Raw genomic sequence first — 26,138 nt, 5'->3', positions numbered from 1 at the left:
CCCGCCCCGAGAACCGAGTCCGAGAAAGAGCCCGCATGCCCCGGCTGAGTGTCGTCATCCCCGTCCGTCGCGCCCGAGGGCAGCTGCGCGAGTGCCTGGAATCGGTGCTCACCCAGTCGTTCACGGACATCGAGGTGATCGGGGTCGACGACGGCGCGCCGGACGGATCGGGGCTGCTGTTCGACGAGTTCGCCGCACGCGACCGCCGGGTGCAGGCCGTCCATCTGCCGTCGGGGGCCGGCCAGGACGGGCGGCGCAACGCCGGGGCGGAGCGGGCCGTCGGCGACTATCTCCTGTTCCTGGAGGGGAACTTCGTCCTGCTGCCGGGCGCCCTGCGGGCCGTCGCCGACCGGCTGGAGGCCGGTGATGACCCCGACCTGCTGCTGTTCGGCCATCACCGGCGGCCGTTCCGGGGCCGCCCCCGGCCGACCCGGTCACTGGAGCTGCTCCGCACGCTGCCCGAGGACCGGCTCACCCTGGCCGGGCATCCCGTGCTCCTGGACATCGCACCGGTCTCCTGGAACCGCGCCGTGCGCCGCACTCTTCACGAGGGCGAGAAGCTGGTCTTCGGACCGGGGCTGCACGGGGAGCGGATGTACGCGGTCCAGACCCTCGCCGCGGCCGGATCCGTCGCCGTGCTCCCCATCGCGTGCGTCGAGCACCGCGGCCGGCGCGGTCTGCCCGTCGAGACCGACGGGCCCGAACCGGCGGACGGCACCGCACCGCACCGGCTCGTCGACGCGTACGCCGGTCTGATGGAGTTCGTCCGGGACCGGCCGCCACTGCGTCCCGTACGGGCCCTCCTCTTCGACCGGGCGGCCTCGGAACTCCTCGCCGGGTACCCGTCGGTGACCCGGCGACGCAGGCGCTACGTGCGGTCCGTGGCGGCCTTCCACCGGGCGCACCGGCCCGAGGAGCACCGCTTCGCGGCTGGTGCCAAGGGGCTGCGGCCGAGACTGATGGGCGGCGGCCGGTACGCCGCGCTCGCTGCCCTCGACACGGTCCTGGCCCTGCGCCGGAGCCTGCGGGCCGCCCCCGGTGCGGTCCGGGCGCGGGCCAGACGCACCCTGTCCACGCGCTACTACTGGTGGCAGCGGAGGCTTCCGCTGGACCCCGGGCTCGCCGTCTACGCCGCGTACTGGAACCGCGGGGTGAGCTGCAATCCGGAGGCCGTCTTCCGCAAGGCCCGGGAGCTGGCCCCGCAGGTGCGCGGGGTGTGGGTGGTGGCGAGGAACCAGGTCGACTCGTTGCCCGGGGGCATCGACCACGTGGTGCCGGGAACCCGCCGCTACTGGCAGGTGCTGGCCCGTGCCACGTACTTCTTCAACAACGTCAACTTCCCCGATCACCTGGTCAAGCGGGCCGGACAGATCCATGTGATGACCCATCACGGCACGCCGCTGAAGATCATGGGGCTCGACCAGCAGGACTATCCGGCGGCGGCCCAGGGGCTGAACTTCGACCGGCTGCTCCAGCGCGTCGACCGGTGGGACTGGAGCGTCTCGGCCAATCCCCACTCCACCGAGGTGTGGGCCCGCGCCTACCCGGGCGCCGCGCGGTCACTCGAAGCGGGATATCCGCGCAACGACGTCTTCGCGACCGCGACGGACGAGCGGATCGCGGAGATCCGCGCGGGGCTCGGCATCCGTCCCGGGCAACGGGCCGTGCTGTACGCGCCGACGCACCGCGACTACGAGGCGGCGTTCACCAGCCGGCTGGATCTGGTCCGGCTCTGCGAGGCGCTCGGCCCGGACACCGTGGTGATGGTCCGCGCCCACTACTTCTACGAGGGTGCCGGGCTGCCGGAGCACCCCTCGCTCCTCGATGTCTGCGAACATCCGCGGATCGAGGAGCTGTGCCTGGCGGCGGACGCGCTGGTGACGGACTACTCGTCGGTCATGTTCGACTACGCCCATCTGGACCGTCCGATCGTGGTGCACGCCCCCGACTGGGAGACGTACCGCACGGTCCGGGGCGTCTGCTTCGATCTGCTGTCCGGAAGACCCGGCGACACCCCGGGGGCGGTCTCCACCGGCACCGAGGAGCTGGCCCGGATCCTCCTCGACGGCAGCTGGCGGAGCCCGGCGAACGAGGCGCTGCGGGCCGCGTTCCGGGCCCGGTTCTGCCCGTACGACGACGGGCGCGCCGCGGAACGGGTGGTACGGCAGGTGCTGCTGGGGGAAGCGGCGCCGGTCGGCGGACGGGCCTGAGGACGAGGTCCGTCCGCCGACGCGGTCTCAGCGTTGCTGGCCCGCCATCACCGTGACGAGCCCGATGACCACGAGCAGCGAACCGGCCCAGGTCCACATCGAGGTCCGTTCGTGCAGCACGGTCGCGCCGGCCAGCACGATCAGCAGATACCCGAGGGCGTTGAACGGGTAGGCGATGGACAGCGGCACCTTGGCCAGGGTGGTCATCCAGGCGAGCGCCGACACCGCGAAGACCACCAGGCCGAGGACGACCCAGGGGCTGGTCGCGGCACGCAGGACGACGGATCCCCCGCCCTGCGCGGCGGCGGCCGCGGCGCCCTTCATCCCGTGCTTGAGCATGATCTGGCCGCCCGCCGACGAGAACACGGCGAACAGCAGCAGCATCAGACTGGGAAGGGTCAAGACCTTGCTCCTGACTGCGACGACCGGGGTTGCGGACGATGGTGCGGGGGCGGCACGGAGGACGTCGGCCTCAGACGCCGACCCGGTCGGCATGGACGTACTGTCGGTCGAGGATGTCCTGTACATCGACGTGCTCTCCAGCGATGATCGTCTCGGCCGCGTGCGGGGTGAGCAGTGCGACGTGCTGATAGCCGAACAGCGTCGGCCGGATCCGGGTGAGCAGTTTCGACACCCCGCCGAGGACCGCGGGAAGCGGTCCTGTGCCGAGCAGTGCCCAGAACGGAGCCCCGGTGGAGACGACATGGAGGACGTCGTAGCCCGCGGCCCTGACCGTGCGGCGCAGACTGGCCCGGGTGAAGAAGCGCAGGTGCGTTTCGTCGAGGATGCCGCGCCGGTCGTAGTCGAAGACCCCGAGCGCCACCCGCAGCCTTGAGTACCAGTGGCTGAAGTTCGGCACGGAGAGCAGCACATGGCCGCCCGGCCGCAGCACGGTGGCGACCTCGGCGAGCACCCGCTCGGGGCGGGAGAGGTGCTCGATGACGTCCCCGGCGACCACGTAGTCGAAGTCGGCGCCGATCCCCGCGGGCAGGCCCTCCTCCAGGTCGGCGAGGTGGAAGTGGGTGCATTTCTCGCGTACGCCGGGAACCTCGACGTAGTCCACGCCCGTCACCTCGTGGCCGAGGGCTTCGAGGCGCTGCGCGAACAGGCCTCCGGAGCAGCCGAGATCGAGGACCCGGCCGGGCGGGAGGCTGCGCATCTTCTCCAGGATGACGGCGTGCGAGGAACCGTCGCCCTCCTTGAACGCGTACTCGACGGGCTTGGGGATCCAGGCGCAGGTGCCGAATCCCTTGACGGCGAGCCGGTATTCGAGGACGTCCTTGACCACGTCCTTCGCGTACTTCATGCCGTTGACGTAGCAGATCTCGTCGCCGTAGTAGGTGGGGACGGGGATCTCCTTGATCCGCATTCCCTCGTTGAGCAGCTGGACGATGATCTGGGTGTCGAAGTCGAAGGCGTCGGTGTTCCGGTGGATCGGCAGCTTCTTGAGCGCCGCGACGCTGTAGGCGCGGTACCCGGAGTGGAATTCGGTGAGCTGCGAGCCGAGGAGCGCGTTCTCCAGGCGGGTGAGAATGCGGTTGCCGAGCCATTTGTACATCGGCATGCCGCCCTTGAGGGCGGACCCGGACTTCATCATCCGGGAGCCGAAAACTGCTTCGCATTCGCCGCGCTCGATGGGTGCGACCATGTCGGGCAGGAATTCCGGCGCGTACTGCCCGTCGCCGTGCAGCAGCACGACGATGTCGAGCCCGTGTTCGACGGCCAGCGCGTATCCGGCCTTCTGGTTTCCGCCGTATCCGAGATTCTTGGTGTGCCGCATCACCACGGTCCGCGGCATTCCCTCCGTCTGCGACCAGCGGCAGCCCGCGGTGAAGGTCGCGTCGTGGCTCGCGTCGTCGAGGATGAGGACCTCGGCGACCTTGGACCGGAATTCCTCCGGAATGCGGTCGAGGGTCCTCTCCAGCGTCGTCTCGGCGTTGTACGCGACCACCAGGATGCCGATCCTGGGGCTCGGGCTTTCCTTCACGGGGCGTTCTCCAGTTGTGCTCGGTGCTCGGTGCTCGGAGGGGGAGGCGGTCAGTTGACGGAGGAACCGGTGGACCGCGAGGTGCGGGAAACCATGACCGGGGGCCGCCCGGCGGTGGGCAGCGCGGGCACGGTCGGCGGTGCGGCGAGGATCTTGCGGATTCCGCTGGCGAGACCGACGGCGAGGACGAACCAGCCGGCCTCGCCGAAGTGCAGCACCGTCTCGCTCCAGCGCACGGCGGAGCGCCCCTGGTAGCCGAGGACCGCGGTCACGCCGAGCAGACAGCTGTACGCGGCGCCTTCCCAGAACCCGACGACGAACAGCCCGGCGGCGGCCCAGGTCAGGTACTGCAGGGCCGAAGCGGTGGAGAGCAGCAGCAGGAGGCCCATCGTGACGCCGACGACCACGGGCAGTTGCCCGGGACGCAGCCGGGCGAGCCAGACCCCGGCCGCCACACAGGCCAGCACGAAGAGGAAGTGGCCCTCGCCCTGGACGAAGGTGATGAACGACTGGGGCAGTCCGAGCACGTCGGCGAACCGGACGATGCCCCAGAGGCGGTAGTTGCCGCCCGCGTACTCCAGGACGTTCTCCTTGAGGTTCTCCGGCACGGTCAGCAGGACCGGCCCCCAGACGAGGGCGATCAGGGCGGTGAACCCGGCGGTGAAGCGGATGAGCACCGGCCGGCCGGCCCGCAGCGCGACGACGAACAGCGCAGGGATCACCACCACCGGGATGAACTTCACGCTGATCGAGAGCGCGGCGCACACCCCGGCGGCCAGCGGGGACTTCCGGTCCACGAGCAGATGGGCGGCGGCCAGGGCGAAGGTGATGGCCACCGCGTCGGTGTTGCCGTGATAGCCGGAGGTGGCGATCAGTACGGGGCTGAGCGCCACGCCCACCCCGCAGGCGACCGCCAGACCGACGGAGCCACGCCGGCGCATGATTTCGAACACGATGAGCGCGCAGAAGAAGTCGGCGATCGAGGCAGGTGATCTGATCAGCGTTCCGAACGGAATTCCGATTTCGGAGAGGTCGTTCAGGCCGAGAAGCATCCAGCCGGCCAGTGGCGGATGATTGTAGACGGGCAGTCCCGGCAGCGGCTGTTCGTAAATCCGAATGGGGCCGTATCGCACGATGGCCTTGGCGAAACCGTGAAAAATTCGTACGTCGGCCGGGCCCGGCATGTTCGCCGCGATCAGCATTCGGGTGAGGAGACCGACGGCCGCGGCGGCGAGCACCACCGCTCTCGCCCGCCGCACATCCCAGGTTTCGCACCGCATTCGGATACCCATGAAAACAGAACGTAGCAACCCGCAGGCGCCGGACAACGCACCGATAACCACACTTATATGGATCGCGACTTCCATGCCCTGGGTATCTGCGCAAACGTCCGAATTCCTGAATCACTCGAACGGTTCAAGCGGGGCGTGGTGGCATGGGCCCGGTCCGCACGGACCGGGCCCGGCGGACCGGGGCCGGATCGGGGCCGTACCGGTCACCGGAGCATCCGGTCGACCACCCCCGCCGCCGCGTGTCCGTCGTCCAGGTCGCAGAAGTCCCGGCGAAACGCCTCGTACGCCTGCGCGTGTCCCTTGGTTGCCCGCTCCGGGTCGCGCAGCGCCTCGACGAGTCCGGCGGAGCCGGGGATCAGGGGGCCGGGGGCGCGGGTCTCGAAGTCGAAGCAGAAGCCGCGCAGGGTGTCCCGGTAGTGCGCCAGGTCGTAGGTGTGGAAGAGCATCGGGCGGCCGGTCTGGGCGAAGTCGAACATCAGCGAGGAGTAGTCGGTGACCAGCGCGTCGCTGATCAGCATCAGCTCGCCGACGTCCCCGTAGCGCGAGACGTCACGGACGAAGCCGCTGCCGCTGTCCGGCAGGCGGTCGGTCACCAGATAGTGCCGACGCACCAACAGAACGGTGTCCGCGCCGAGTTCCCGCTCGGCCACGGCCAGATCGAGCCGCAGGTCGAGGGCGTAGCGTCCGCCGCCCCGCGGCCGGTCGTCGCGCCAGGTCGGCGCGTAGAGCACGACCCGCCTGCCCTCGGGAATGCCGAGCCTCTCGCGCACCGCGGAGGCGACCTTGGTCCGGTCCGTGGCGTGGAACAGGTCGTTGCGGGGGTAGCCGCACTCCAGGACCTCGCCCCCGTACCCGAACGAGCGCCGCAGGACGGGGGTGGAGAAGCGGTTCGGGGAGACCAGGAGGCTCCACTGGCGGGCGCGCTGCTCGATGGTGGCGATATAGGCGGCGTTGGCCCGCGCGGTACCCGCGAGGTCGAGACCGATGCGCTTGAGGGGGGTGCCGTGCCAGGTCTGGACGACACATTGCCCCTCGCGCCGCTCGAACCACTCCGGCAGCTGGGTGTTGGTGACGATGTGACGGCTGCTCGCCAGCGCCTCGTGCCAGGCGGCGGAGCCGTGCTCGACGGCCGTGGCGCCCTCCGGGATCCGGGCCTGCTGGTCGCGCACCACCCACAGCTGCTCCAGCGCGATTCCCCGCCGGGCCACTTCCTCATGGATCGCGCGCGGCGAGTCGGAGTACTGGCGGCCGTCGAAACTGCTGTACAGCACGGTGTCGCGCAGCGGCATGGACCGCCGGCCCCGGTACGCCTCGCGCAGCAGCCGCGTGCCGCGCGGGCCGCGTTCCGCGGCGGCGAGGACCGATGCGCAGTCGATCAGCAACTGGTCGTGGAAGCGCCGGTCGATGACGTACGTCCGGCCCGCGAGGGTACGAGCCGCGGGCAGGGTGCGGTGGGCGGCGGCCGGGATGCGCAGCGGGGTGCCGCCGGTGTCGTCCGGCGCGTCCTTCTCGCGGAGGAAGAGGTACCAGTGGCCCTCGCCCAGCGGCAGTTCCCCGCCGGGCACCCCGACGGCGTCCGGCCGGAGCACCGCCCCGAACCGGCGTGATCCGGCGGCGCCGGAGAGGGCCAAGGGGAAGACGGCCTCCTCGCCGTGCCCGCTGTGCCGGGCCACCAGTTCGACGGGCCGGTCCGGGTCGCCCGGGTAGGTGCCCTCCAGGAGGATCTGTCCGTTCTCCGTCCAGGTCGCCAGGTCGACGGCCGGCTGTACGGTGCGGTCGCTGATCAGCAGGTTGCCCCGCGGACCGGCGGTGAGACCGAGTTCGCGCCGCTCGTCGCCGTGCCGGTCCAGCGGGTAGCGGCCCGGCAGGACGGGCCCCGGCACATCGATCGGCGTCCGGCGGCCGTCCGGGCCGACGAGATGCAGGCTGTAGGAGACCTGCGCGGGCACCGCCCCCTCTCCCGTTCCCGGCCGGGCGTCGGCGAAGGCGCCTAGCGGGACGTCCGCGGTGAAGCGCCGCCAGCCCGCCGCCGAGGGCACGGTCCCCTCGTGCACGGTCACCGGACGGTCGAAGGAGGTTCCGGAGGCCCGGTGGGTGAACGCGAGGCGCAGCGGCCCCGCACCGAGGCGGTCGCGGATCATCCCGTCGATCACCACGGTGGCGTCGCCGTCGCCCGTGTCGCCCGCGCGGTGCGTCTCGAAACGGGCGTCGATCCGCTCGGCGTGCAGCACCAGCCTGCCGCCGTCGAAGGCGGGCACGATCCGGTGGTCGCCGTCCGGCCGGTGCACGGGCGGTGGTGCGGCCGCCTCGTTCGTCGAGAGGCCGGAGCGGCGCAGCATGCCGTGCCCGGCGATGCCGATCTCCAGGCGCCAGGTGAGCCGTTCGAGACTGCCGCCCGCGTCGATGCGGAGCCTGGCCGGGTCGATGACGGTCTCGAAGCCGGACCGGTCGTAGTCGTGCAGGCTCTGCCGGGACCGGGCGGTGGCCTCGGGCTCGACGACCGTGCGCAGCCGGAGCGGCACCACGTGCCGCCGTCCCGCCCGCAGCCACCCGGCCCGGAACTCGCTTCCGCGCGAGGTGGCCGGCAGGTTCCGGATGTACGCGTACCCCTTGAGGTGCAGCCTGCCGTCCCGCCAGCGGGCGTCCCGCAGCCGGGCCGTGAGCGGCAGGTCCCGGTCGGTGACCCGCAGCACCGGGCGCGGAACCGGCCGGGTGAGGGCCGGAAAGAAGGCGCTGCGGCGCCGTACGCCCCGTACCGCGAACGCGCCCGGCTCCGCCTTGTCGTGGGCGAGCAGCGCCAGCAGTTCCTCGGTCCGCCGCTCGCGCACGAGGTGCCACATCAGCCGCAACCGCAGCGGGAGCGCCTCCAGGACGGCAGGGTCGACCTGGTCGGTGAACTCGTTGGCGTAGGTGAGGAAGGCGCGCCGGTACTCCTCGTCGCCGTCGGGCAGGGCCTCCATGAAGTACCAGAGGTCATGGGCGAGGACGTGTGCCTCGTACTGCCGTTTGTCGGCGGCGCCGCGGTGCTCGTCGAGGAAGGTGGAGACGCCCAGTACGTGCGAGGCCCGGTCCTGGACGCCCCGGACGACGGCGCGGCGGGCGGTGATCGAGCCCTCCCGGTCGCGCCAGTGGTACACGGCGTCCTTCAGCACGTCGACGGAGCGGGCCAGGAAGTGGGCCGGCAGGACGACCGGGATGTCCTCGTACAGGGCGCCGACCGGGAAGGCGAAGGCGTGCTCGTCCCAGAAGGAGCGGCGGAACACCTTGTTGCAGGCGATCCGGTCGGCCGCGAGGTCCCAGTCGCGCGAGATGTGGGTGCGCAGCCGCGTCGTCGCCATCGGTTTGCGGAAGTTGGGCGACTGCTGGAGCCTGCCGGAGGCCCGCAGCCGCAGCACGTTGCCGGACGCGAAGTCCGAACCCGTCTCGTCCAGGGCGCCGATGAGGAGTTCGTACGCGCGCGGCGGGAGCACGTCGTCGCTGTCGACGAAGGCGAGATGACGGGCACCCGGATCACAGTTGCGGACCCCGGTGTTGCGGGCGTGCCCCAGTCCGCCGTTCTCCTGGCTCACCAGCCGGAACCGGCCGTCCTGCGCGGCGAACGCGGCTGCCAGGGCCGCGCTGTTGTCGGTGGACCCGTCGTCGACCATCACCACTTCGAGGTCGGCCATGGTCTGCTCCGCGAGGGACTTCAGACAGTCCGTCAGATAGAGCTCGACGTTGTGGACGGGTACGACGACACTGAGCCGTGGCGGCATGTTGGGCACGTCCGTTCATCGGGGCCTGGTTGTCCGTACGGCTCAACCCCGGGGACGGCCGGGGGTCACCGGTTGCGGTCTCTCCCGAACGGGTGACATCGCTCGCGCCGCGTTGCCGGTCGGGTCTACCTCGCGTCGCCCAGGAACAGCCGCCGCACCACGCGCTCGGCCGCGTGCCCGTCGTCGTACGGGCAGAAGCGCCGCCGGAACGCGGCCCGCAGCTCCGTCGTCCGCGGCGAGCACCACTCGCCCGTTCCGAACAGGTCCAGGAGTTCGTCCTCGGTGGTGGCGACCGCGCCCGGGGTGTCGCCGGGGCGGCCCGAGAGCAGATCGAAGTAGGTGCCGCGCGAGGCCCGGTAGGCGGCCCAGTCCGGGACATGGCTGATGATCGGGCGGTCCAGGCAGGCGTAGTCGAACATCAGCGACGAGTAGTCGGTGATCAACGCGTCGGAGACCAGGCAGAGTTCCTCGACGGACGGATGTCCGGTCACATCCATCACCCGGGCGCTCCCCAGCCCCGCCGAGCGGCCGTAGAAGTAGTGCGCGCGGACCAGCACCACGTACTGCGGCCCGAGTTCGCGGGCCAGCCGGTCCAGGTCGAGGTGGGGGACGAAGCCCTTGCGGTAGTCGCGGTGGGTGGGCGCGTACAGCAGCACGGTCCGGTCCGGGGGGAGGGCGAGGCGCCGGCGGATCGCGGCGGTCTGCTCCGCGGTGGCGGTGAAGAAGATGTCGTTGCGCGGGTAGCCGAGGTTCAGGTGCTCGTAGCCGGAGGGATAGACCCGGTCCCAGATCTCGGTGGTGTGCGGATTGGCCGAGAGGGAGAAGTCCCACTGGTCGGCGTGGGCGACGATCCTCTCGAAGCTGATGCCGTGGGTGAGGGCCGGGTAGGGGCGCTGGTCCAGGCCCATGGTCTTCAGCGGGGTGCCGTGGTGGGTCTGGAGGTAGCGCTGACCGGGGCGTTTGGTGAACCCGCCGGGGAAGCTGGAGTTGTTGATCAGATACGTGGCGGTGGCCATGGCCCGCCAGTAGGCGCGCGAGCCCTCGATGACGTACGGGATGCCGGGCGGTACGCGGTCGCGGTGACGGGACGAGACGGCCCACACGCCCCGGATGTGCGGGGCCAGTTCGAGGGCCTTGGCGTGGATCGCGGCCGGGTTGCAGGCGACGCCCCGGTTCCAGTAGGCCCCGTACACCGCGAGACGGGGGTCCAGCGGACGGTGCAGGTCCATGCGGTACGCGGCGCGCATGACGCGGGCGCGGAGCGTCTTCCTGCGGCGGAGCAGCGCGGCCCGGGTGCGGGTGCGGCCGGTGCGGGCGGCCTCCCGGGCCCGCTCGACCGCGTAGCTGCCGGGGAGGCCGGCGGCGCGGTGGAAGGCGGCGCGGTCCTCGGGGGCGATCCGGCCGGGGTCGGCGAGGACGGCACGCAGATGGCGGGTGCGGGCCGTCCGGACGCGCGGGTCGTGGCCGGTCTCGGCGAGCAGCCGTTCGTACGCGTCGAGGATCGCGAAGTGCCGGCGCCCCGGGGTGGTGGCGAAGGTGCCGGTGCGGCGGACGCGGTGGCGGACACAGATCCGGTCGAGGGTGGCGAGCGTGCCGGCGTCGGAGGCGAGGAGGGTGGCGCGCAGGACGGGGAGGACGTCCTCGTACGGACCGTCGGTGAAGCGGAGGCCGTGCGCGGCCCAGAAGGCGCGGCGGAAGAGGCGCGGGGTGGTGGTGGAGAAGGCGTCGGGCACCGGCTCCGGGGACGTGACGTCGCCCCACCAGTCGACGCGGTCGTGCCCGAGGAGGAGCACGTCCGGTTCGCTCCCGGCCGGGAGTGCGTCGATCGCTTCCAGGGCGCCCGGTCGCAGCAGGTCGTCGTCGTCGAGGAAGAGCAGGTACCGGCCGCGCGCCTCGGCCGCCCCGGCGTTGCGTGCCGGGCCCGCGCCGTGGTGCCCGGGGAGGGTGAGCACCCTGACCCTCGGGTCGCGCGCCGCGAACTCGGCGGCGATGCGGGCACTGCCGTCCCGGGACCCGTCGTCGACGACGAGCAGTTCCGGTCCGCCGCCGGCCCGGCCGAGCACGGACTCCAGGGTGGCCCGGAGATATCCCTGAGCGCGGTGGACGGGCACGACGACACTGAGGAGCATGGCAGCCGAGCGTAATCGCGCACTCACCGCGCGCCGAATCGCCTGTTCACCCGTTCGGGGCAGTGCCGGTGACCGGGGGCGTCCGCCCCGGTTGACCGGACATGAAGCCGCGCCTCAGTGTCGTCGTCCCCGTCCACAACGTCGAGGACTGTCTGGAGGACTGCCTGCGGTCGGTGGCCGGACAGTCGGTCACCGACATCGAGGTGGTCCTCGTCGACGACGGTTCGACGGACGGCAGCACCGCCGTCGCCCAGGCCTTCGCCGCCCGCGACCGCCGCTTCCGTTATGTCCGCCGGCCCAACGGCGGTCTGAGCGCGGCCCGTAACACGGGCGTACGGCACACCACGGCGGACGTGCCGTACCTGGCGTTCGTCGACAGCGACGACATCGTCGTCCACGACGCCTACGAGCGGATGCTGGCCTCCCTGGAGTCCACCGGCTCCGACCTCGCGACCGGCAATGTGTGGCGGCTGGACGAGCGGGGGCGGCAGCAGGCCTGGCAGTACCGCTGGCTGACCGCCACCCGGACACGCACCCACATCAGCCGTGATCCTCGGCTGCTCGCCGACCGGGTCGCCTGGAACAAGGTGTTCCGGCGCTCCTTCTGGGACCGGCACGCCTTCGCCTTCCCGGAGGGGAAGCTCTACGAGGACACCCCGGTGATGATCCCGGCGCACTTCCTGGCGGGCTCGGTCGACGTGCTGCACGAGCACGTCTACTACTGGCGGGTGCGGGAGGGGTCGATCACCCGGCGGCGCACGGATGTCCGGGGCGTACGGGACCGGATCTCGGCGTGCGAACAGGTCAGCGCGTTCCTGGCGGGCCGGGGCGGGATGGCCAACGGCGCCGCGCGGCGCCGCTACGACCTCTCGTGCCTGCGCGACGACTTCGTGTACTTCCTGGAGGGGCTCACGATGGGCGGGCCCGAGTACCGGGACGCGTTCATGGCGGGCGCGGGGGCGTTCCTGGACCGGATGGAACGGATGGACGGGCCGGCCAGATCGGGCTGGGCCGTGGCGCACGAGCTGCCGGCGGAGCTGCGGATCAAGTGGCGGCTGGTGAAGGAGCGCAGGCTCGCGGAGCTGCTCTCCGTGCTCGCCTTCGAACGGGCCAACGGCACCGGAACGTTCCTGGTCGGCGGCGTGCCGGGGCGGCGGCAGGCCGGTTTCCCCGGCGTCCCTGTCAGCACCCGGCCGGCCCGTACCGATCTCCCCGCCGTGGCCCGGCTGCTGGAGGCGCGGTGGGACGACGACGGAAAGCTGCGGCTGCGGGGTTACGCGTACATCCGCAATCTGCCGGCCGCGTCGTCGCGTCAGTCGCTGAAGGTGGGCATGGTCCGCTCGACCCATGGCCAGCAGCTGCGGACGGTGCCGGTACGGAACGTCCCCTCGCCCGAGGCGACCATCGACTCCGGTCAGCAGCTGCACAGTTACGACCACTCCGGCTTCGAGCTCACACTCGACCCGCGCCGGCTGCGGCCCGGCGGCTGGCTGGTGGGGATGATGGTGGCCGCTCAGGGCACGGTCCGCCGGGTGGCCGTGCGCGCCGTGGAGGCGGGGGCCGTCCAGCCGATGGTCCATGACCTGGGTGACGGCCGGCGGGCCGTGCTCGACTACCTGGGCGGTCGGCTCCGGTTGACGCTGGCCCAGCTGCCGGCCCGGTGCGAGGACCGCCGTATCGGCGAGGACCTGGAGCTGACCGGCCGGCTGTACGGGAGCGCCCCGCCGAAGGCCCTGGTGCTGACCTGCGAAGGGGTGCGGGACCAGGAGTTCGGCCACCCGGTCGAGTGCCGGGCGGACGGTCGTTTCACGGTACGGATTCCGCTCGCCGACCTCGCGGGGATGGCGGCCGCCTCACCGGCACCGCACCGGGCGCCGCGCGAGGTCGAGCCGGAGCCGGGCGGGCGGTGGCGGGCCCGGCTGGTGCTGGCGGACGGGTCGCGGGTACCGCTGGCCGCGGCCCCGGAGGCGGCGCCGCCGGTCGTGGCCGACGCGGCGGGCGAGCTGGTGCTGGACCTGAGCGGGCAGCCGTTCGTGGACGGGGCCGCGTGGACGGCGGAGGGGGCGCTGCGGATGGAGGGGGTGACCGGGGCCGGGGCGGGAGTGCGGCAGGACGGCGGCCCGGACGACCGGCTCGTACTGCGGCACGAGGCGCTGCGCGTGACGGTGACGGTCCCCGTCACGCACGAGGAGCCGCGCGCCGGCGCGTACGGCACGGTCGGCGCCGGAGCGTCCGACGGGACGTTCGAAGAGGCGCCCGAAGGGCCTGGCGAGGGGGCCTGCGCGGCTGCCTGCGAGGGGCGCCGCTTCACCGCGTTCCTCGCGCCCTCGGTGGCCGCGGGGCTGCACGAGGGCCGCTGGGACGCGTATCTGGGCGGCCGGCCGGTCCGGGTGCTGACCGCGCTCGGCACCCGGCTGCCGCTCCACCGCACCGGCGCGGACGGCACGGCCCCCGCGCCCCGCCGGGAGTTCGCCCTGGACCGCAGATTCGGCGACCGGCTGACCGTGCAGGCCGGGCCGGTGCTCGCGGTCCCCGAGCGGGGCGCGTACCGCGGGGCCGAACTGCGCGGGACGTACTATCCGGCCCGGCGTGCGCTGCCGCTGCGGGACGCCGTGCTCTACACGGGCGGCGACTCGCCGCGCGCCGTCCACGCCGAACTCGTGCGCCGGGGAGTGGAGGCGGAGCACCTCTGGGTCACCGACGGGCTGCACGGGCACACCCCGGCCACCGCCGTCCCGGTCATCGAGCACAGCGCCGGCTGGTACGAGGCGCTCGCGCGGTCGCGCCGGATCGTCACCGCCGACCAGTTGCCCGAATGGTTCGAGCGACGGCCCGGCCAGACCGTCGTGCAGACCTGGCACGGCACCCCGCTCGGCCGCTTCGGCACGGACCTGGGCGGCACCCTGTACGCCGACCACCACCACCTCGCCTCGCTGCCGCACCGGGCGGCCCAGTGGTCCGTCCTGGTCTCCCCCAGCCGCCGCTCCACCCCGTTGCTGCGCCGCGCGCTGGCCTACGGGGGCGAGGTCCTGGAGGCGGGCTCCCCGGCCAACGATCTGCTCTTCTCGGCCGACCGGGCCAAGACCGCCGAGCGGGTACGGCGCAGGCTCGGCATCCCGGACGGCCGCCAGGTCGTGCTGTACGCGCCGACCTACCGTGACCAGCTGGCGCTCCCGCCGGGCACCGGAGGCGAGCGGCCCCGCTACCGCTGGGATCCGGTGCTCGACCTGGCCGCCCTGGCACGGTCGCTCGCCGACGGCCACACCCTGCTGGTGCGGCGCCACCCGAGGGTGACCGGGAGCGTGCCCGAGGGGCACGGCATCCGGGACGTGTCGGCACACCCGGCCGCCGCGGAACTGCTGCTGATCGCCGATGTGCTGGTCACGGACTACACCGGGCTGATGTTCGACTACGCGCACACGGGCCGCCCGATGCTCTTCCACACCTACGACCTGGAGCACTACCGCGACACGGTGCGCGGATTCTGCCTGGACTTCGAGACGCGGGCGCCGGGTCCCCTGCTCGTCGGCACGGACGAGATCGCCGCGACGCTGCGCGACCCGGGCACGCTGGCCGCGTCCGCGGCGCGGCACGCGGAGGCGTACGAGAGCTTCCGCCGGGACTTCTGCGACCTGGACGACGGCGGAGCGGCGGCGCGGGTGGCGGACCGGCTGCTCGCCGAGGGGTAGGGCCCGGCCGGCCCGGGTTCCCGGACGGGCTTCCCGAGGGCTGTCCCGTGATCCCTCGGGGCCTGTCGGGTGGCCTCGGATCGGACGGCGGGCGCGGTCCGGTGCGTGCGGTTCCGAGGCGGAGGAGGGAGTCGGACGGGGACTTTCCTGCTCGAACGCGGCTGAGAGCTCGGGGAAGGAGCGTCGGCGGCCGACGACAACGGCCCGCCCGGTCGGAGGTCACCCGACAGGCTCTCAGCCGGACCGGTTCTTGAGCGCGGCGACCGCGGATGCCGCCAGGTCGTCGAGGTAGCCCTTGGGCAGCGGGGAACGGACGACGGCGAGCCGCCAGTAGAGCGGGCCGACGATCAGGTCCAGGGCGCGGTCCGGGTCGCTGTCCTCGGGCAGTTCGCCGCGCGCCACGGCGTCCCGCACGACGACGGCGGCGATGCCCTGCTGCGGGTCCAGCAGGGCGGCCTTGATCGTGTCGGAGATCTCCGGGCTGCGGGCCGCCTCGACCAGCAGGTCCGGGATGACCTGCGAGGCGACGGGGTGGCGCAGGGCGTAGGAGGCGAGCTCCAGTACGGCGCGGACGTCCCCGTACAGCGAACCGGTGGCCGGGGCCGGCATGCCCTGGACGGCGACGGCGGAGACCAGGTCGAGAACCAGGGCCAGCTTGGACTTCCAGCGGCGGTAGACGGCGGTCTTGCCGACGCCCGCGCGCCGGGCGATGCCCTCGATCGACATCCGGGCGAAGCCCACCGCGGCCAGCTCCTCGAAGACGGCGCTGCGAATCGCATCGGTGACGTCCTCGCGCAGCACGGCGGCTCCGGCGGGGACACGGCGGCGGGTTCCCGGGTCGGTGGTCATGGCCGAATCATAGTCCGTAACGACGAAACGGTTGCGTTGCGACGCACATGCGTCCTACCCTCGGCGTTGCGACGATACGGTTCCGTCCCGTCGATCGTCGCGTTCCCGCCCTCCCGTCGAAAGCGATCGTGGTGAGCCAGACAACAACCCCAGCGGCCCCGGCCGACACCCCCGCCGGTGCTCTCCTCCCGGTCTACGCCCCGGGCGAGCTCGCCGCGCTCGCCGCCCGGCACGGACTGACCATGAGCGGGGCCCGGCCCTCCCTGGGCGCGTACGTCCGGCAGCTGTGGGGACGGCGGCACTTCATCACGGCGTTCGCCACCGCCAAACTCACCGCCCAGTACAGCCAGGCGAAGCTCGGCCAGATCTGGCAGATCATGACCCCGCTGCTGAACGCGACGGTCTACTACTTCATCTTCGGCGTCCTGATGAACACGAAGCGCGACATCGAGGACTTCGTTCCGTTCCTCGTCACGGGCGTGTTCATCTGGACCTTCACCAGCAGCTCGATCACCGCGGGCACCCGCGCGATCAGCGGCAACCTGGGCCTCGTACGGGCCCTGCACTTCCCGCGCGCCTCGCTGCCGATCGCACTCGCCCTCCAGCAGCTCCAGCAGCTGCTGTTCTCGCTGGGCGCGCTGGTGCTGATCCTGGTGGGGTTCGGGCAGTTCCCCAGGCCGTCGTGGCTGCTGGCGGTTCCGGCGCTGTTCCTGCAGGCCGTGTTCAACACCGGCGTCTCCATGGTGGTGGCGCGGCTGGCCGCCCGGACGCCGGACGTCGCCCAGCTGATGCCGTTCATCCTGCGCACCTGGATGTACGCCTCGGGCGTCATGTGGAGCGTGGACAGGATGCTCGCGGGAGACCGGGTTCCGCACTACGTGGTGGTGATGCTGGAGTGCAATCCCGCCGCCGTCTTCATCGACCTGATGCGGTTCGCGCTCATCGACAGTTTCGGCGCGTCCCATCTGCCGCCGCATGTGTGGGCGATCGCCGCGGGCTGGGCGCTCGTGTGCGGGGTGGGCGGATTCGTGTACTTCTGGCAGGCCGAGGAGCGGTACGGACGTGGCTGACAACGTGACCGACACCAACGAACGGGTACCGACCGTCGTCGTGGACGACGTCCACATCACGTACAAGGTCAACGGCGCCCGCACCGGAAAGGGCAGCGCCACCTCGGCACTCAGCCGGATCGTCTCGCGCCGGCAGGCCCCGGGAGTACGCGAGGTGCACGCCGTGAAGGGGGTGAGCTTCGCCGCGTACAAGGGCGAGGCCATCGGTCTGATCGGTTCCAACGGCTCGGGCAAGTCGACGCTGCTGAAGGCGATCGCCGGCCTGCTGCCCGCGACGAAGGGCCGGGTGCACACCCAGGGCCAGCCCTCGCTGCTCGGGGTGAACGCGGCGTTGATGAGCGATCTGACCGGCGAACGCAATGTCGTCCTCGGCGGCCTCGCGATGGGCATGACGCGGACCGAGATCCGCGAGCGCTACCAGGGCATCGTCGACTTCTCCGGCATCAACGAGAAGGGCGACTTCATCACCCTGCCGATGCGGACGTACTCCTCCGGCATGGGCGCCCGGCTGCGGTTCTCGATCGCGGCCGCCAAGAGCCATGACGTCCTCCTGATCGACGAGGCGCTGTCCACCGGCGACGCCAGGTTCCAGCGACGCAGCAAGGAACGGATCGTCGAACTGCGCAAGGAGGCGGGCACGGTCTTCCTGGTCAGCCACAGCAACAAGTCGATCACCGAGACCTGCGACCGGGCGATCTGGCTGGAGGCCGGGACGCTGCGGATGGACGGTCCGGCGGACGAGGTCGTGGCCGCGTACGAAAGGTTCACCGGCAAGAAGTAGGCCGTCGCGGCGGGGGCGATAAACTCCCCTGCCGCACAACGGGGTTGCGCCAAAGCCGCCTCGGGGCAGGCGGGACTTCGCGGACACGGCCCAGGGGGACACATGCAGGACGGCGTACCGGGACCGCTGCGGGCGGACGACCCGCGGGAGATCTCCGGCTACGCCCTGCGGGCCCGGGTGGGCGAGGGCGGAATGGGCACCGTCTATCTCTCGCACACCCGGGGCGGCCAGCCCGTCGCCCTGAAGGTGATCCGCGGGGAGCACGCGCGGGACGCGGAGTTCCGGATGCGCTTCGCCCGGGAGGTGGCCGCGGCCCGCCGGGTCTCCGGATACCACCTGGTGCCCGTCGTCGACCATGACGTCGAGGGGCCGCGGCCCTGGCTCGCCACCCACTACGTCCCCGGGCTGCCGCTGGACGCCATGCTCGGCGCGCACGGGCCGCTGCCGACGGACGCGGTGCTCCGGCTGACCGGCGCCCTCGCCCGCGCGGTGGACGCCGTCCACGCCGCCGGGGTCATCCACCGGGACATCAAGCCCGGCAATCTGCTGCTCGCCGCGAGCGGCCCCTGGCTGCTGGACTTCGGGATCGCGCGGGCCGCCGGTGCCCCGACCCTCACCACGGCGGGGCGGCTGATCGGCAGCGCGAAGTACATGTCGCCCGAGCACGCGCTGGGCCGGGACCTCACCCCCGCATCCGATGTGTTCGCGCTCGGGCTGCTGGCCGCCGAGGCCGCCACCGGGCAGCATCCGTACGGCCGGGGCCACGGTCTCGCCGTCGCCGCCCGGATCGCGGGCACCGACCGCGAACCCCCGCGCCTGGACCATCACCCGCGGCCGCTGCGGCAGTTGCTCGAAAGCTGTCTGGCCGCCCGGCCCGAGGAGCGCCCCGCCGCCCGCGAGGTCGCCGGGATGTGCCGGGAGGCGCTCGGCGGGGACGGCGGCACGGGGCAGGGGGAGTTCACCTGCTGGCTGCCGGACCCGGTGGCGTCGGCCGTGGCGCGGATCGAGACGGCGACGCGGCCCCGCCCGTCCTCGTACACCCCCACCTATGTGCCGACCGTGCGTGATCCACTGGCCGCCGGCCGGCCCCGCCGGATCCGCCGAAGCTCCGGCCCGCAGTGGTGAATTGACGGCCCGCCACCTGTCGTAGGCTCCATCCGGTCGGATTTCGGCCACGCGAGCGGGGGAGGCTCCCATCAGTACCGGCACGGGCGACATACTCACACCTCTGGGACCGGACGATCCGCGCGAGACCGCCGGCTACCGGCTGCTCGCCCGCATCGGCGAGGGCGGCATGGGGACCGTCTATCTCTCGCACACCCGCGGCGGCCAGGCTGTCGCACTGAAGCTGATCCGCCGCGAGTTCGGCGACGATCCCGAGTTCCGCCGCCGGTTCGAGCAGGAGGTGCAGGCCGCCCGCCGGGTACAGGGCTATCACCTGGTGTCGGTGGTCGACCACGACACCTCCGGCCGACAGCCCTGGCTCGCCTCGGCGTTCGTGCCCGGCATGTCGCTGCATTCGGCGCTCGCGGACCACGGGCCGCTGCCGCTGCCCACGGTCTTCCGGCTCATCGGCTGTACGGCCCTGGCGCTCACCGCCATCCACGCGGCGGGGGTCGTCCACCGCGATCTGAAGCCCGGCAACATCCTGCTCGGGGCGAGCGGTCCGTACGTCATCGACTTCGGGATCGCCCGCGCCGCCGACGCCACCCAGCTCACCCGCAGCGGCGGGCTCATCGGAACCCCGCAGTTCATGTCACCCGAGCACGCCCTCGGCGAACCGGTCGGACCGGCCACCGACGTCTTCTCGCTCGGTCTGATCGCGGCGCTCGCGGCGACCGGCCGCCATCCGTACGGTACGGGCGGGGCGATGACCGTCGCCGCCCAGATCGCCAACACCGAGCACCGGCCGCCGCGGCTCGACGGCTATCCGCAGGAGCTGCGCCCACTGCTGGAACGCTCCCTCGCCGCCGACCCGCGGGTGCGCATCACCCCCGCCGAACTCGCCGCCCTGTGCGAGCAGTCGGCCGGACGACCGCTGAGCGAATCGGCCGACTGGCTGCCGGAGCCGCTCGCCGCCGAGATCGCCCGCCGCGAGCAGGCAGCGCAACTGCCCCCGCCACCGGGGCGACCGGCGCAGTCGGCGACGGACCCGGCGGCGGTCCCCACCTACCCGCCGGGCACCGGCCCGTCACCGACCGGCGCCACCGCCCCCGCCGCCCCGGTGCCGCCGGGTGCGCAGACCGGATTCGCGACGACCCTGCCGCACCAGCCGCCCACGCCACACACCCCGCCGCAGCCCGCTTACCCCACCGTGCCGCCGCCGGTGCCCGCCCCGGCCCCGGGGACCGCGCCCGCCCCGAAGTCCCGGAAGCCGCTGCGGATCGCGGCGGCCGCAGGGGTCGCGGTGCTGCTGGTCGCGGGGACCTGGGTGATCGCCACCCGCAGCAATGACAAGGGCGGCGACAGCACGAACGCCGGCGTCAAGCACAGCGACCGGCCCTCGGCCCCGGATTCCGGTCCGGAATCCGATCCGAAGCCGTCGGGCTCCCCCTCGTCCGGATCGCCCACGCAGCAGAGCAGCTACAAGGTGATCTTCAAGGACCGGCCGTTCGCGCTGCGGGCACCCGCCGAGCCGAGTGTCATCGGAGTCGATCTCGACGAACCACGGATCTCTGGCCCCAGCGAATTCACCGACAGCGACGACGAGCTGGAGCTGAGCGAGGTGTCGGGCGGCAGCTGGACCTTCCGTACGCCCATGGGCAAGAGCGCCGGAGCCACCCCCGAACAGTGCCTTCAGGGCTCGCAGTCCGACGTGCTGCCGTCCGAGATCAGGGAGAAGGAACTCCAGCGCGGCCAGACCCTCCCGGTGGGCACCCGCTTGTGCACGGTGACGTCCGACGGCAATCTCGCCATGCTGAAGATCACCAAGGTGGAGCGGCGCACCACCAACGATCTGCCGGACTACTTCACCGAACTCACCCTGTGGCAGCGGTAGAAGCCCCGCCGCCGCAGCAGCACCCGCTTCCCGACAGCCCCGGGCCGAGACGGGCCCCGGCCCGCGGTCACGTCCGTCGGACGACAAGGGGCGGGGCGGTCGCCGGGCACTCCCGACGACCGCCCCGCCCCAGAACCCGCTACGCGTGCGTGCGCAGCAGCGTCCGCATCGTCCGCATGGCCACCGAGAGGTTCGCCAGGTCGAACGAGTCCGAGCCCTGGATCTCCTCAAGCGTGGAGCGCGACCGCGTGAGGATCGCCGCGTTCTTCTCCTCCCACGCCTGGAACCGCTCCTCCGGCGTGGAGGTCCCGTTGCCCACGGACAGCACATCCGCGGTGAGCGCGGCGTGCGCGGCGTACAGGTCCTCGCGGATGGAGGCCCGTGCCATGGACTGCCAGCGGTCGGCCCGCGGCAGTTCGATGATCCGGTCCATCAGCTGCGTGATGCCCAGCCGGTCCGCGAGGTCGTAGTACACCTCCGCGACGGCGAGCGGGTCCTTGCCGGTGCGCTCCGCGATCGCCACGACGTCCAGCGCCGGGAAGGCGGACGAGAACCCGGCGACGCGCTGGGCCAGCTCGCCCGGGACACCCGCCTCGGTGAGCTCCTCCAGGATCGACTGGTACCACTCCAGGTCGGCGCCCATCAGCATCTTGGGCAGCTCGGCCCAGACCTGCTCGACACCGGCCTTGAAGAAGTCGATCGTCCCGGCGATCTCCAGCGGCTGCGGCCGGTTGCCGAGCAGCCAGCGCGAACCGCGCTCGACGAGCCGACGCGAGTGCAGCCTGATCCGGGTCTGCACATCGGAGGCGACCTTGTTGTCGAGCGCCTCGACGGCGTCCCACACCTGGCCGAGGCCGAAGATCTCGCGGGCCACGAACTGCGCCCGCACGATCTCCTCGATCGAGGCTCCGGTCTCCTCCCGCAGACGGTGCAGGAAGGTCGAACCGCCGCTGTTCACGGTGTCGTTGACCAGGACCGTGGTGATGATCTCGCGACGCAGCGCGTGCCCGTCGACCGCCTCGGGGAACTGCTCGCGCAGTTGCTCCGGGAAGTAGGCGTGCAGCAGCTTCTGCAGGTGCGGGTCGTCCGGCAGGCTGGTCCGGATCAGCTCCCGGGCCACCGTGATCTTCGTGTACGCGAGCAGCACGGCCAGCTCGGGCTGGCTGAGCCCCTTTCCGGCGTTCAGCAGTTCACGGATCTGCCGGTCGCTGGGCAGGAACTCCAGGCCGCGGTCGAGGTCCCCGTCGCGGACCAGGCGGCGCATGAAGCGCTGGTGGGCGTGGAGCAGGGAGGGCGACTGCGCCGTGGCGTTGGTGAGCGCCACGTTCTGCGCGTAGTTGTTGCGCAGCACCAGACGGCCGATCTCGTCGGTCATCTCGGCGAGCAGCTTGTTGCGCTGCTTGACGGTCATGTCGCCGTCCCGCACCAGACCGTTGAGCAGGATCTTGATGTTCACCTCGTGGTCCGAGGTGTCCACACCGGCACTGTTGTCGATCGCGTCGGTGTTGATCCGGCCGCCGTTGCGGGCGAACTCGATCCGGCCGAGCTGGGTGGCGCCGAGGTTGCCGCCCTCGCCGACGACCTTGGCCCGCAGGTCCTGGCCGTTGACACGGATCGCGTCGTTGGCCTTGTCCCCGACGTCCGCGTTCGACTCGGCGGAGGACTTGATGTACGTGCCGATGCCGCCGTTCCACAGCAGGTCGACACGGGCCTTGAGGATGGTCTGCATCAGCTCGGCGGGCGTCAGCTTGGTGACCCCCGGCTCGATGCCGAGCGCCTCCCGGATGTGCGCGTTGATCGGGATGGACTTGGCGCTGCGCGGGTGGATGCCGCCGCCCGCGGAGAGCAGGTCCTTGTTGTAGTCGGCCCAGGAGCTGCGCGGCAGGTCGAAGAGGCGGCGCCGCTCGGCGTACGAGGTGGCGGCATCCGGGGTGGGGTCGATGAAGATGTGCCGGTGGTCGAAGGCGGCGACGAGCCGGATGTGCTCGGAGAGCAGCATGCCGTTGCCGAACACGTCACCCGACATGTCACCGACGCCGACGACGGTGAAGTCCTCGGTCTGGGTGTCGTGGCCGAGCTCGCGGAAGTGCCGCTTGACGGACTCCCAGGCGCCGCGGGCGGTGATGCCCATGCCCTTGTGGTCGTACCCGGCGGAACCGCCGGAGGCGAACGCGTCGCCGAGCCAGAAGCCGTACGAGACGGCAACCTCGTTGGCGATGTCGGAGAACTTCGCGGTGCCCTTGTCGGCGGCGACGACCAGGTAGGTGTCGTCCTCGTCGTGACGGACGACGTCCTTGGGTGGCACGACCTCGCCGGCCACCATGTTGTCGGTGATGTCGAGCAGCGCCGAGATGAAGGTGCGGTACGAGGCGATGCCCTCGGCCATCCAGGCGTCACGGTCGACGGCCGGGTCCGGGAGCCGCTTGGCGACGAAGCCGCCCTTGGCGCCGACGGGCACGATGACGGTGTTCTTGACCATCTGTGCCTTGACCAGTCCGAGGATCTCCGTCCGGAAGTCCTCGCGCCGGTCCGACCAGCGCAGACCGCCTCGCGCGACCTTGCCGAAGCGCAGGTGCACACCCTCGACGCGCGGCGAGTAGACCCAGATCTCGAACGCCGGGCGGGGCGCGGGCAGATCCGGGATGGACTGCGGGTCGAACTTCATCGAGACGTAACCGTGCGGCTTGCCGTCGTCCGACATCTGGAAGAAGTTGGTGCGCAGGGTGGCCTTGATGACGGTGAGGAAGGACCGCAGGATCCGGTCCTCGTCGAGGGAGGCGACCTGGTCCAGGGCCCCGTCCAGCTCCTCGAGGAGCCCGTCGGTCAGCTCCGTACCGGCCCGCTGGCGCTCGGGCGACATCCGCGCCTCGAAGAGCGAGACCAGCAGCCGGGTGGTGTGGACGTTGTTGCGGAGAGTGCTCTCCATGTAGTCCTGGCTGAAGGTCGATCCGGCCTGGCGCAGGTACTTCGCGTAGGCGCGCAGCACCATCGCCTGCCGCCAGTTCAGACCGGCGCCCAGCACGAGCGAGTTGAAGCCGTCGTTCTCCGCCTCACCCGTCCACACGGCGGCGAAGGCGTCCTGGAACCGGTCGCGGGCGTCGTCGGCGAGGTAGTTGCCGTTGCCGTTGGTCTGCGGCATCCGCAGGCCGAAGTCGTAGATCCAGGCGTGGGTGCCGTCGGTGCAGCGCAGCTCGTACGGACGCTCGTCGACGACCTCGACGCCGAGCCGCTGGAGAGCCGGGAGGACGGCGGACAGGGAGACCTGCTCGCCGGTCCGGTAGATCTTGAAGCGGCGCTCGCCGGGGCCCGCGCCGACGGGCTCGTAGAGGCTGAGGGCGAAGTCCCTCTCGCCCTTCTTGAGCGCTTCGAGATGGACCAGGTCGGAGACGGCGGCGCGCGGCGTGTGGTCCGCCTTGTAGCCCTCGGGGAACGAGTGGCCGTACTGGCGCAGCAGCTCGGCGGCACGCTCCTCACCGCACTCGGCGCCGAGCGCCTCCTGGAATCCGTCGGCCCAGGAGCGGGCGGCTTCGACGAGCCGGGCCTCGATACGGTCGGCCTCGGCGTCGGTGAGGTCGGGCAGCTCGGTGCCGGGGGCGACCCGGACGACGAAGTGCAGCCGGGAGAGGATCGACTCGGTGTTCCAGGCGGTGAAGTCGACGCTGGTGCCGCCCAGTTCCTCCTTGAGGATGTCGATCAGACGCAGCCGCACACCGGTGGTGTAGCGGTCGCGCGGCAGGTAGACGATCGCGGAGTAGTAGCGCCCGTACTCGTCCTGGCGCAGGTAGAGCCGCAGCCGGCGGCGCTCCTGGAGGTACAGGACGGATGTGACGACGGAACGCAGCTGGTCGACGGGCGTCTGGAAGAGCTCGTCGCGCGGGTACGTCTCCAGGATCTGGAGCAGGTCACGGCCGTCGTGGCTGTTGGGCGAGAAGCCCGCGCCCTCCAGCACCTCGGCGACCTTGCGGCGGATGACGGGCACCCGGCGCACGGACTCGGTGTACGCGGCGGACGAGAACAGTCCGAGGAAGCGGCGCTCACCGATGACGTTGCCGTCGGCGTCGAACTTCTTCACGCCGACGTAGTCGAGGTAGCTGGGGCGGTGGACGGTCGACCGGCTGTTGGCCTTGGTGAGGACGAGGAGCTTGCGCTCGCGGGCCTTGGCCCGTGCGTCGGCGGGCAGCCGGTCGAAGGACGGGCTGACGGGGTGCGCCTCGTCGACGCTGTGGTGCGGGTCGGAGCGCAGGATGCCGAGGCCGGTACCGGGGACGGCGGCCAGCGAGTCGGTGTCCTTCAGCTCGTACTCGCGGTAGCCGAGGAAGGTGAAGTGGTCGGCGGCGAGCCAGCGCAGCAGCTCCCCGGCCTCGTTCACCTCTTCGTCGGCGAGGTCGTCGAGCGGCTCGCCGGGCAGGTCGTCGGCGATGCGCAGCGCGGCCTCGCGCATCTTCTCCCAGTCCTCGACGGTCTCCCGCACGTCGGACAGCACGCGCAGCAGATCGGCGGCGATCTGCTGGAGGTCGGAGCGGTCGGTCTCACGGTCGATCTCGACGTGGATCCAGGACTCGACGAGCGCGTCGTGCGGCAGCTCGGTCCCGGCTGCCTTGGCACCCTTGGCGTTCGTGCGGTCCTGCGGGCGCGTGGCGTGACCGTTGCCCTGGGCGAGGACCTCGATGAGCTTGCCGGTGACGTCGCGGCGCACGACGACCTGCGGGTGGATCACGACATGGATGCCGCGCCCCTGCCGGGACAGCTCATTGGTGACGGAGTCGACCAGGAACGGCATGTCGTCGGTGACGACCTCGACCACGGAGTGGCTGCACGTCCAGCCGTTCTCCTCGACGGTCGGAGTGTGCACGCGGACGTTCGCCGTGCCCTGCGGACGGTTCTCGGCGAGCCGGTAGTGGGAGGAGGCCGCACCGAAGACGTCGACGGGGTCGCGGCCGGCGATGTCCTCCGGAGCGGTGTGCAGGTAGTAGCGCTGGAGGTAGGAGAGGAGTACGTCCTGCCCGGGACGCTCCTGCCCGGCCCCGGTGGCCGCGGCACTCACCCGGGGGGTACCGCCCGGGCCACCGACACCACCGCCCGGGCTGTTGTCAGCTACCTTGGCGGCCCGTGCGAGCAGCTCGGCCTTGGCTTCGTCCAGCTTGGTCTGCATGTCCTCTGGCTCCTGTCGCGCGCCGTTGCGTGACGTAGGTGTAAAAGGCGACGTACCGCCACGACACGGGGTTTCCGGTCTGAGTCGACGCTATGCCGCTATGAGAGATACCCGGGCCCATATTGGCCAATTTTGACAGTCGGGCCGGGCTGTGAGGATCAGTGATGGCCCGGGTGCTGTGGCACTCCGGGCGCAGGCCGGGGGCTTCGCTGCCCCCGAGGCGTAT

At 71.8% G+C, this 26,138-nt stretch carries 13 protein-coding genes; 6 read left to right on the top strand and 7 right to left on the bottom strand.

What is annotated here, in order from left to right:
- The first annotated feature begins 35 nt into the window (after window positions 1–35).
- Window positions 36–2,210, top strand: a complete 2,175-nt coding sequence (locus ACIQCZ_RS06760; RefSeq protein WP_402280311.1) for a CDP-glycerol glycerophosphotransferase family protein — start codon at window positions 36–38, stop codon at window positions 2,208–2,210.
- Window positions 2,211–2,237: 27 nt separating this feature from the next.
- On the opposite strand, the gene ACIQCZ_RS06755 is transcribed toward ACIQCZ_RS06760, so the two are convergent.
- The 5 genes from ACIQCZ_RS06755 to ACIQCZ_RS06735 all read right to left on the bottom strand — a co-directional run bounded on the left by ACIQCZ_RS06755 (window position 2,238) and on the right by ACIQCZ_RS06735 (window position 11,373).
- Entirely contained in the window at window positions 2,238–2,612 is a 375-nt protein-coding gene (locus ACIQCZ_RS06755) for a hypothetical protein (protein ID WP_402280310.1), read from the bottom strand.
- Window positions 2,613–2,682: 70 nt separating this feature from the next.
- Window positions 2,683–4,197, bottom strand: a complete 1,515-nt coding sequence (locus ACIQCZ_RS06750) for a methyltransferase domain-containing protein (RefSeq protein ID WP_402280308.1) — start codon at window positions 4,195–4,197, stop codon at window positions 2,683–2,685.
- A 50-nt stretch (window positions 4,198–4,247) separates the two neighbouring features.
- Complete coding sequence (locus ACIQCZ_RS06745; RefSeq protein WP_402280307.1) at window positions 4,248–5,489, bottom strand: hypothetical protein; 1,242 nt, start codon at window positions 5,487–5,489, stop codon at window positions 4,248–4,250.
- A 203-nt stretch (window positions 5,490–5,692) separates the two neighbouring features.
- Window positions 5,693–9,244 (bottom strand): CDP-glycerol glycerophosphotransferase family protein, encoded by a 3,552-nt coding sequence (locus ACIQCZ_RS06740; protein WP_402281241.1) that lies wholly within the window; start codon window positions 9,242–9,244, stop codon window positions 5,693–5,695.
- 125 nt (window positions 9,245–9,369) lie between these two features.
- Window positions 9,370–11,373, bottom strand: coding sequence for a CDP-glycerol glycerophosphotransferase family protein (locus tag ACIQCZ_RS06735; protein WP_402280306.1), 2,004 nt, complete (start codon window positions 11,371–11,373; stop codon window positions 9,370–9,372).
- A gap of 101 nt (window positions 11,374–11,474) precedes the next feature.
- On the opposite strand from ACIQCZ_RS06735, the gene ACIQCZ_RS06730 reads away from it, so the two are divergent.
- Window positions 11,475–15,062: a CDP-glycerol glycerophosphotransferase family protein gene (locus ACIQCZ_RS06730; protein ID WP_402280304.1), complete on the top strand. Its 3,588-nt coding sequence runs from the start codon at window positions 11,475–11,477 to the stop codon at window positions 15,060–15,062.
- Between the two features lie 234 nt (window positions 15,063–15,296).
- On the opposite strand, the gene ACIQCZ_RS06725 is transcribed toward ACIQCZ_RS06730, so the two are convergent.
- On the bottom strand, window positions 15,297–15,911 hold the full coding sequence (locus ACIQCZ_RS06725; protein WP_351073578.1) for a TetR/AcrR family transcriptional regulator: 615 nt from the start codon (window positions 15,909–15,911) through the stop codon (window positions 15,297–15,299).
- 128 nt (window positions 15,912–16,039) lie between these two features.
- Between ACIQCZ_RS06725 and ACIQCZ_RS06720 the strand changes: the two genes are divergently transcribed.
- From ACIQCZ_RS06720 to ACIQCZ_RS06705, 4 genes are all read left to right on the top strand, one after another.
- Complete coding sequence (locus tag ACIQCZ_RS06720; RefSeq protein ID WP_402280303.1) at window positions 16,040–16,981, top strand: ABC transporter permease; 942 nt, start codon at window positions 16,040–16,042, stop codon at window positions 16,979–16,981.
- Complete coding sequence (locus ACIQCZ_RS06715) at window positions 16,887–17,762, top strand: ABC transporter ATP-binding protein (protein WP_402280301.1); 876 nt, start codon at window positions 16,887–16,889, stop codon at window positions 17,760–17,762. Before ACIQCZ_RS06720 ends, ACIQCZ_RS06715 begins: the two co-directional genes overlap by 95 nt.
- A 102-nt stretch (window positions 17,763–17,864) precedes the next feature.
- Window positions 17,865–18,887, top strand: coding sequence for a serine/threonine-protein kinase (locus tag ACIQCZ_RS06710; RefSeq protein WP_402280300.1), 1,023 nt, complete (start codon window positions 17,865–17,867; stop codon window positions 18,885–18,887).
- Between the two features lie 40 nt (window positions 18,888–18,927).
- Window positions 18,928–20,760 carry a serine/threonine-protein kinase gene (locus ACIQCZ_RS06705; RefSeq protein WP_402281240.1) on the top strand — a complete coding sequence of 611 codons (1,833 nt, stop codon included), beginning with the start codon at window positions 18,928–18,930 and terminating at the stop codon, window positions 20,758–20,760.
- Between the two features lie 139 nt (window positions 20,761–20,899).
- On the opposite strand, the gene ACIQCZ_RS06700 is transcribed toward ACIQCZ_RS06705, so the two are convergent.
- Window positions 20,900–25,912: an NAD-glutamate dehydrogenase gene (locus ACIQCZ_RS06700; RefSeq protein WP_402280298.1), complete on the bottom strand. Its 5,013-nt coding sequence runs from the start codon at window positions 25,910–25,912 to the stop codon at window positions 20,900–20,902.
- Window positions 25,913–26,138 lie beyond the last annotated feature (226 nt).

Source organism: Streptomyces sp. NPDC093149, from assembly GCF_044754145.1.
In the GTDB taxonomy this organism is placed as follows: Bacteria; Actinomycetota; Actinomycetes; order Streptomycetales; family Streptomycetaceae; genus Streptomyces.
The sequence above is the reverse complement of the archived record's forward strand: the minus strand, read 5'-3'. Positions and strand labels throughout refer to the sequence as shown.

What these genes read in the sequence shown, in the direction of transcription:
- ACIQCZ_RS06760 (WP_402280311.1), top strand. Translation starts at nt 36, where the DNA reads ATGCCCCGGCTGAGTGTCGTCATCCCCGTCCGTCGCGCCCGAGGGCAG.
- ACIQCZ_RS06745 (WP_402280307.1), bottom strand. Translation starts at nt 5,489, where the DNA reads ATGGGTATCCGAATGCGGTGCGAAACCTGGGATGTGCGGCGGGCGAGA.
- ACIQCZ_RS06740 (WP_402281241.1), bottom strand. Translation starts at nt 9,244, where the DNA reads ATGCCGCCACGGCTCAGTGTCGTCGTACCCGTCCACAACGTCGAGCTC.
- ACIQCZ_RS06735 (WP_402280306.1), bottom strand. Translation starts at nt 11,373, where the DNA reads ATGCTCCTCAGTGTCGTCGTGCCCGTCCACCGCGCTCAGGGATATCTC.
- ACIQCZ_RS06730 (WP_402280304.1), top strand. Translation starts at nt 11,475, where the DNA reads ATGAAGCCGCGCCTCAGTGTCGTCGTCCCCGTCCACAACGTCGAGGAC.
- ACIQCZ_RS06725 (WP_351073578.1), bottom strand. Translation starts at nt 15,911, where the DNA reads ATGACCACCGACCCGGGAACCCGCCGCCGTGTCCCCGCCGGAGCCGCC.
- ACIQCZ_RS06715 (WP_402280301.1), top strand. Translation starts at nt 16,887, where the DNA reads ATGTGTGGGCGATCGCCGCGGGCTGGGCGCTCGTGTGCGGGGTGGGCG.
- ACIQCZ_RS06710 (WP_402280300.1), top strand. Translation starts at nt 17,865, where the DNA reads ATGCAGGACGGCGTACCGGGACCGCTGCGGGCGGACGACCCGCGGGAG.
- ACIQCZ_RS06700 (WP_402280298.1), bottom strand. Translation starts at nt 25,912, where the DNA reads ATGCAGACCAAGCTGGACGAAGCCAAGGCCGAGCTGCTCGCACGGGCC.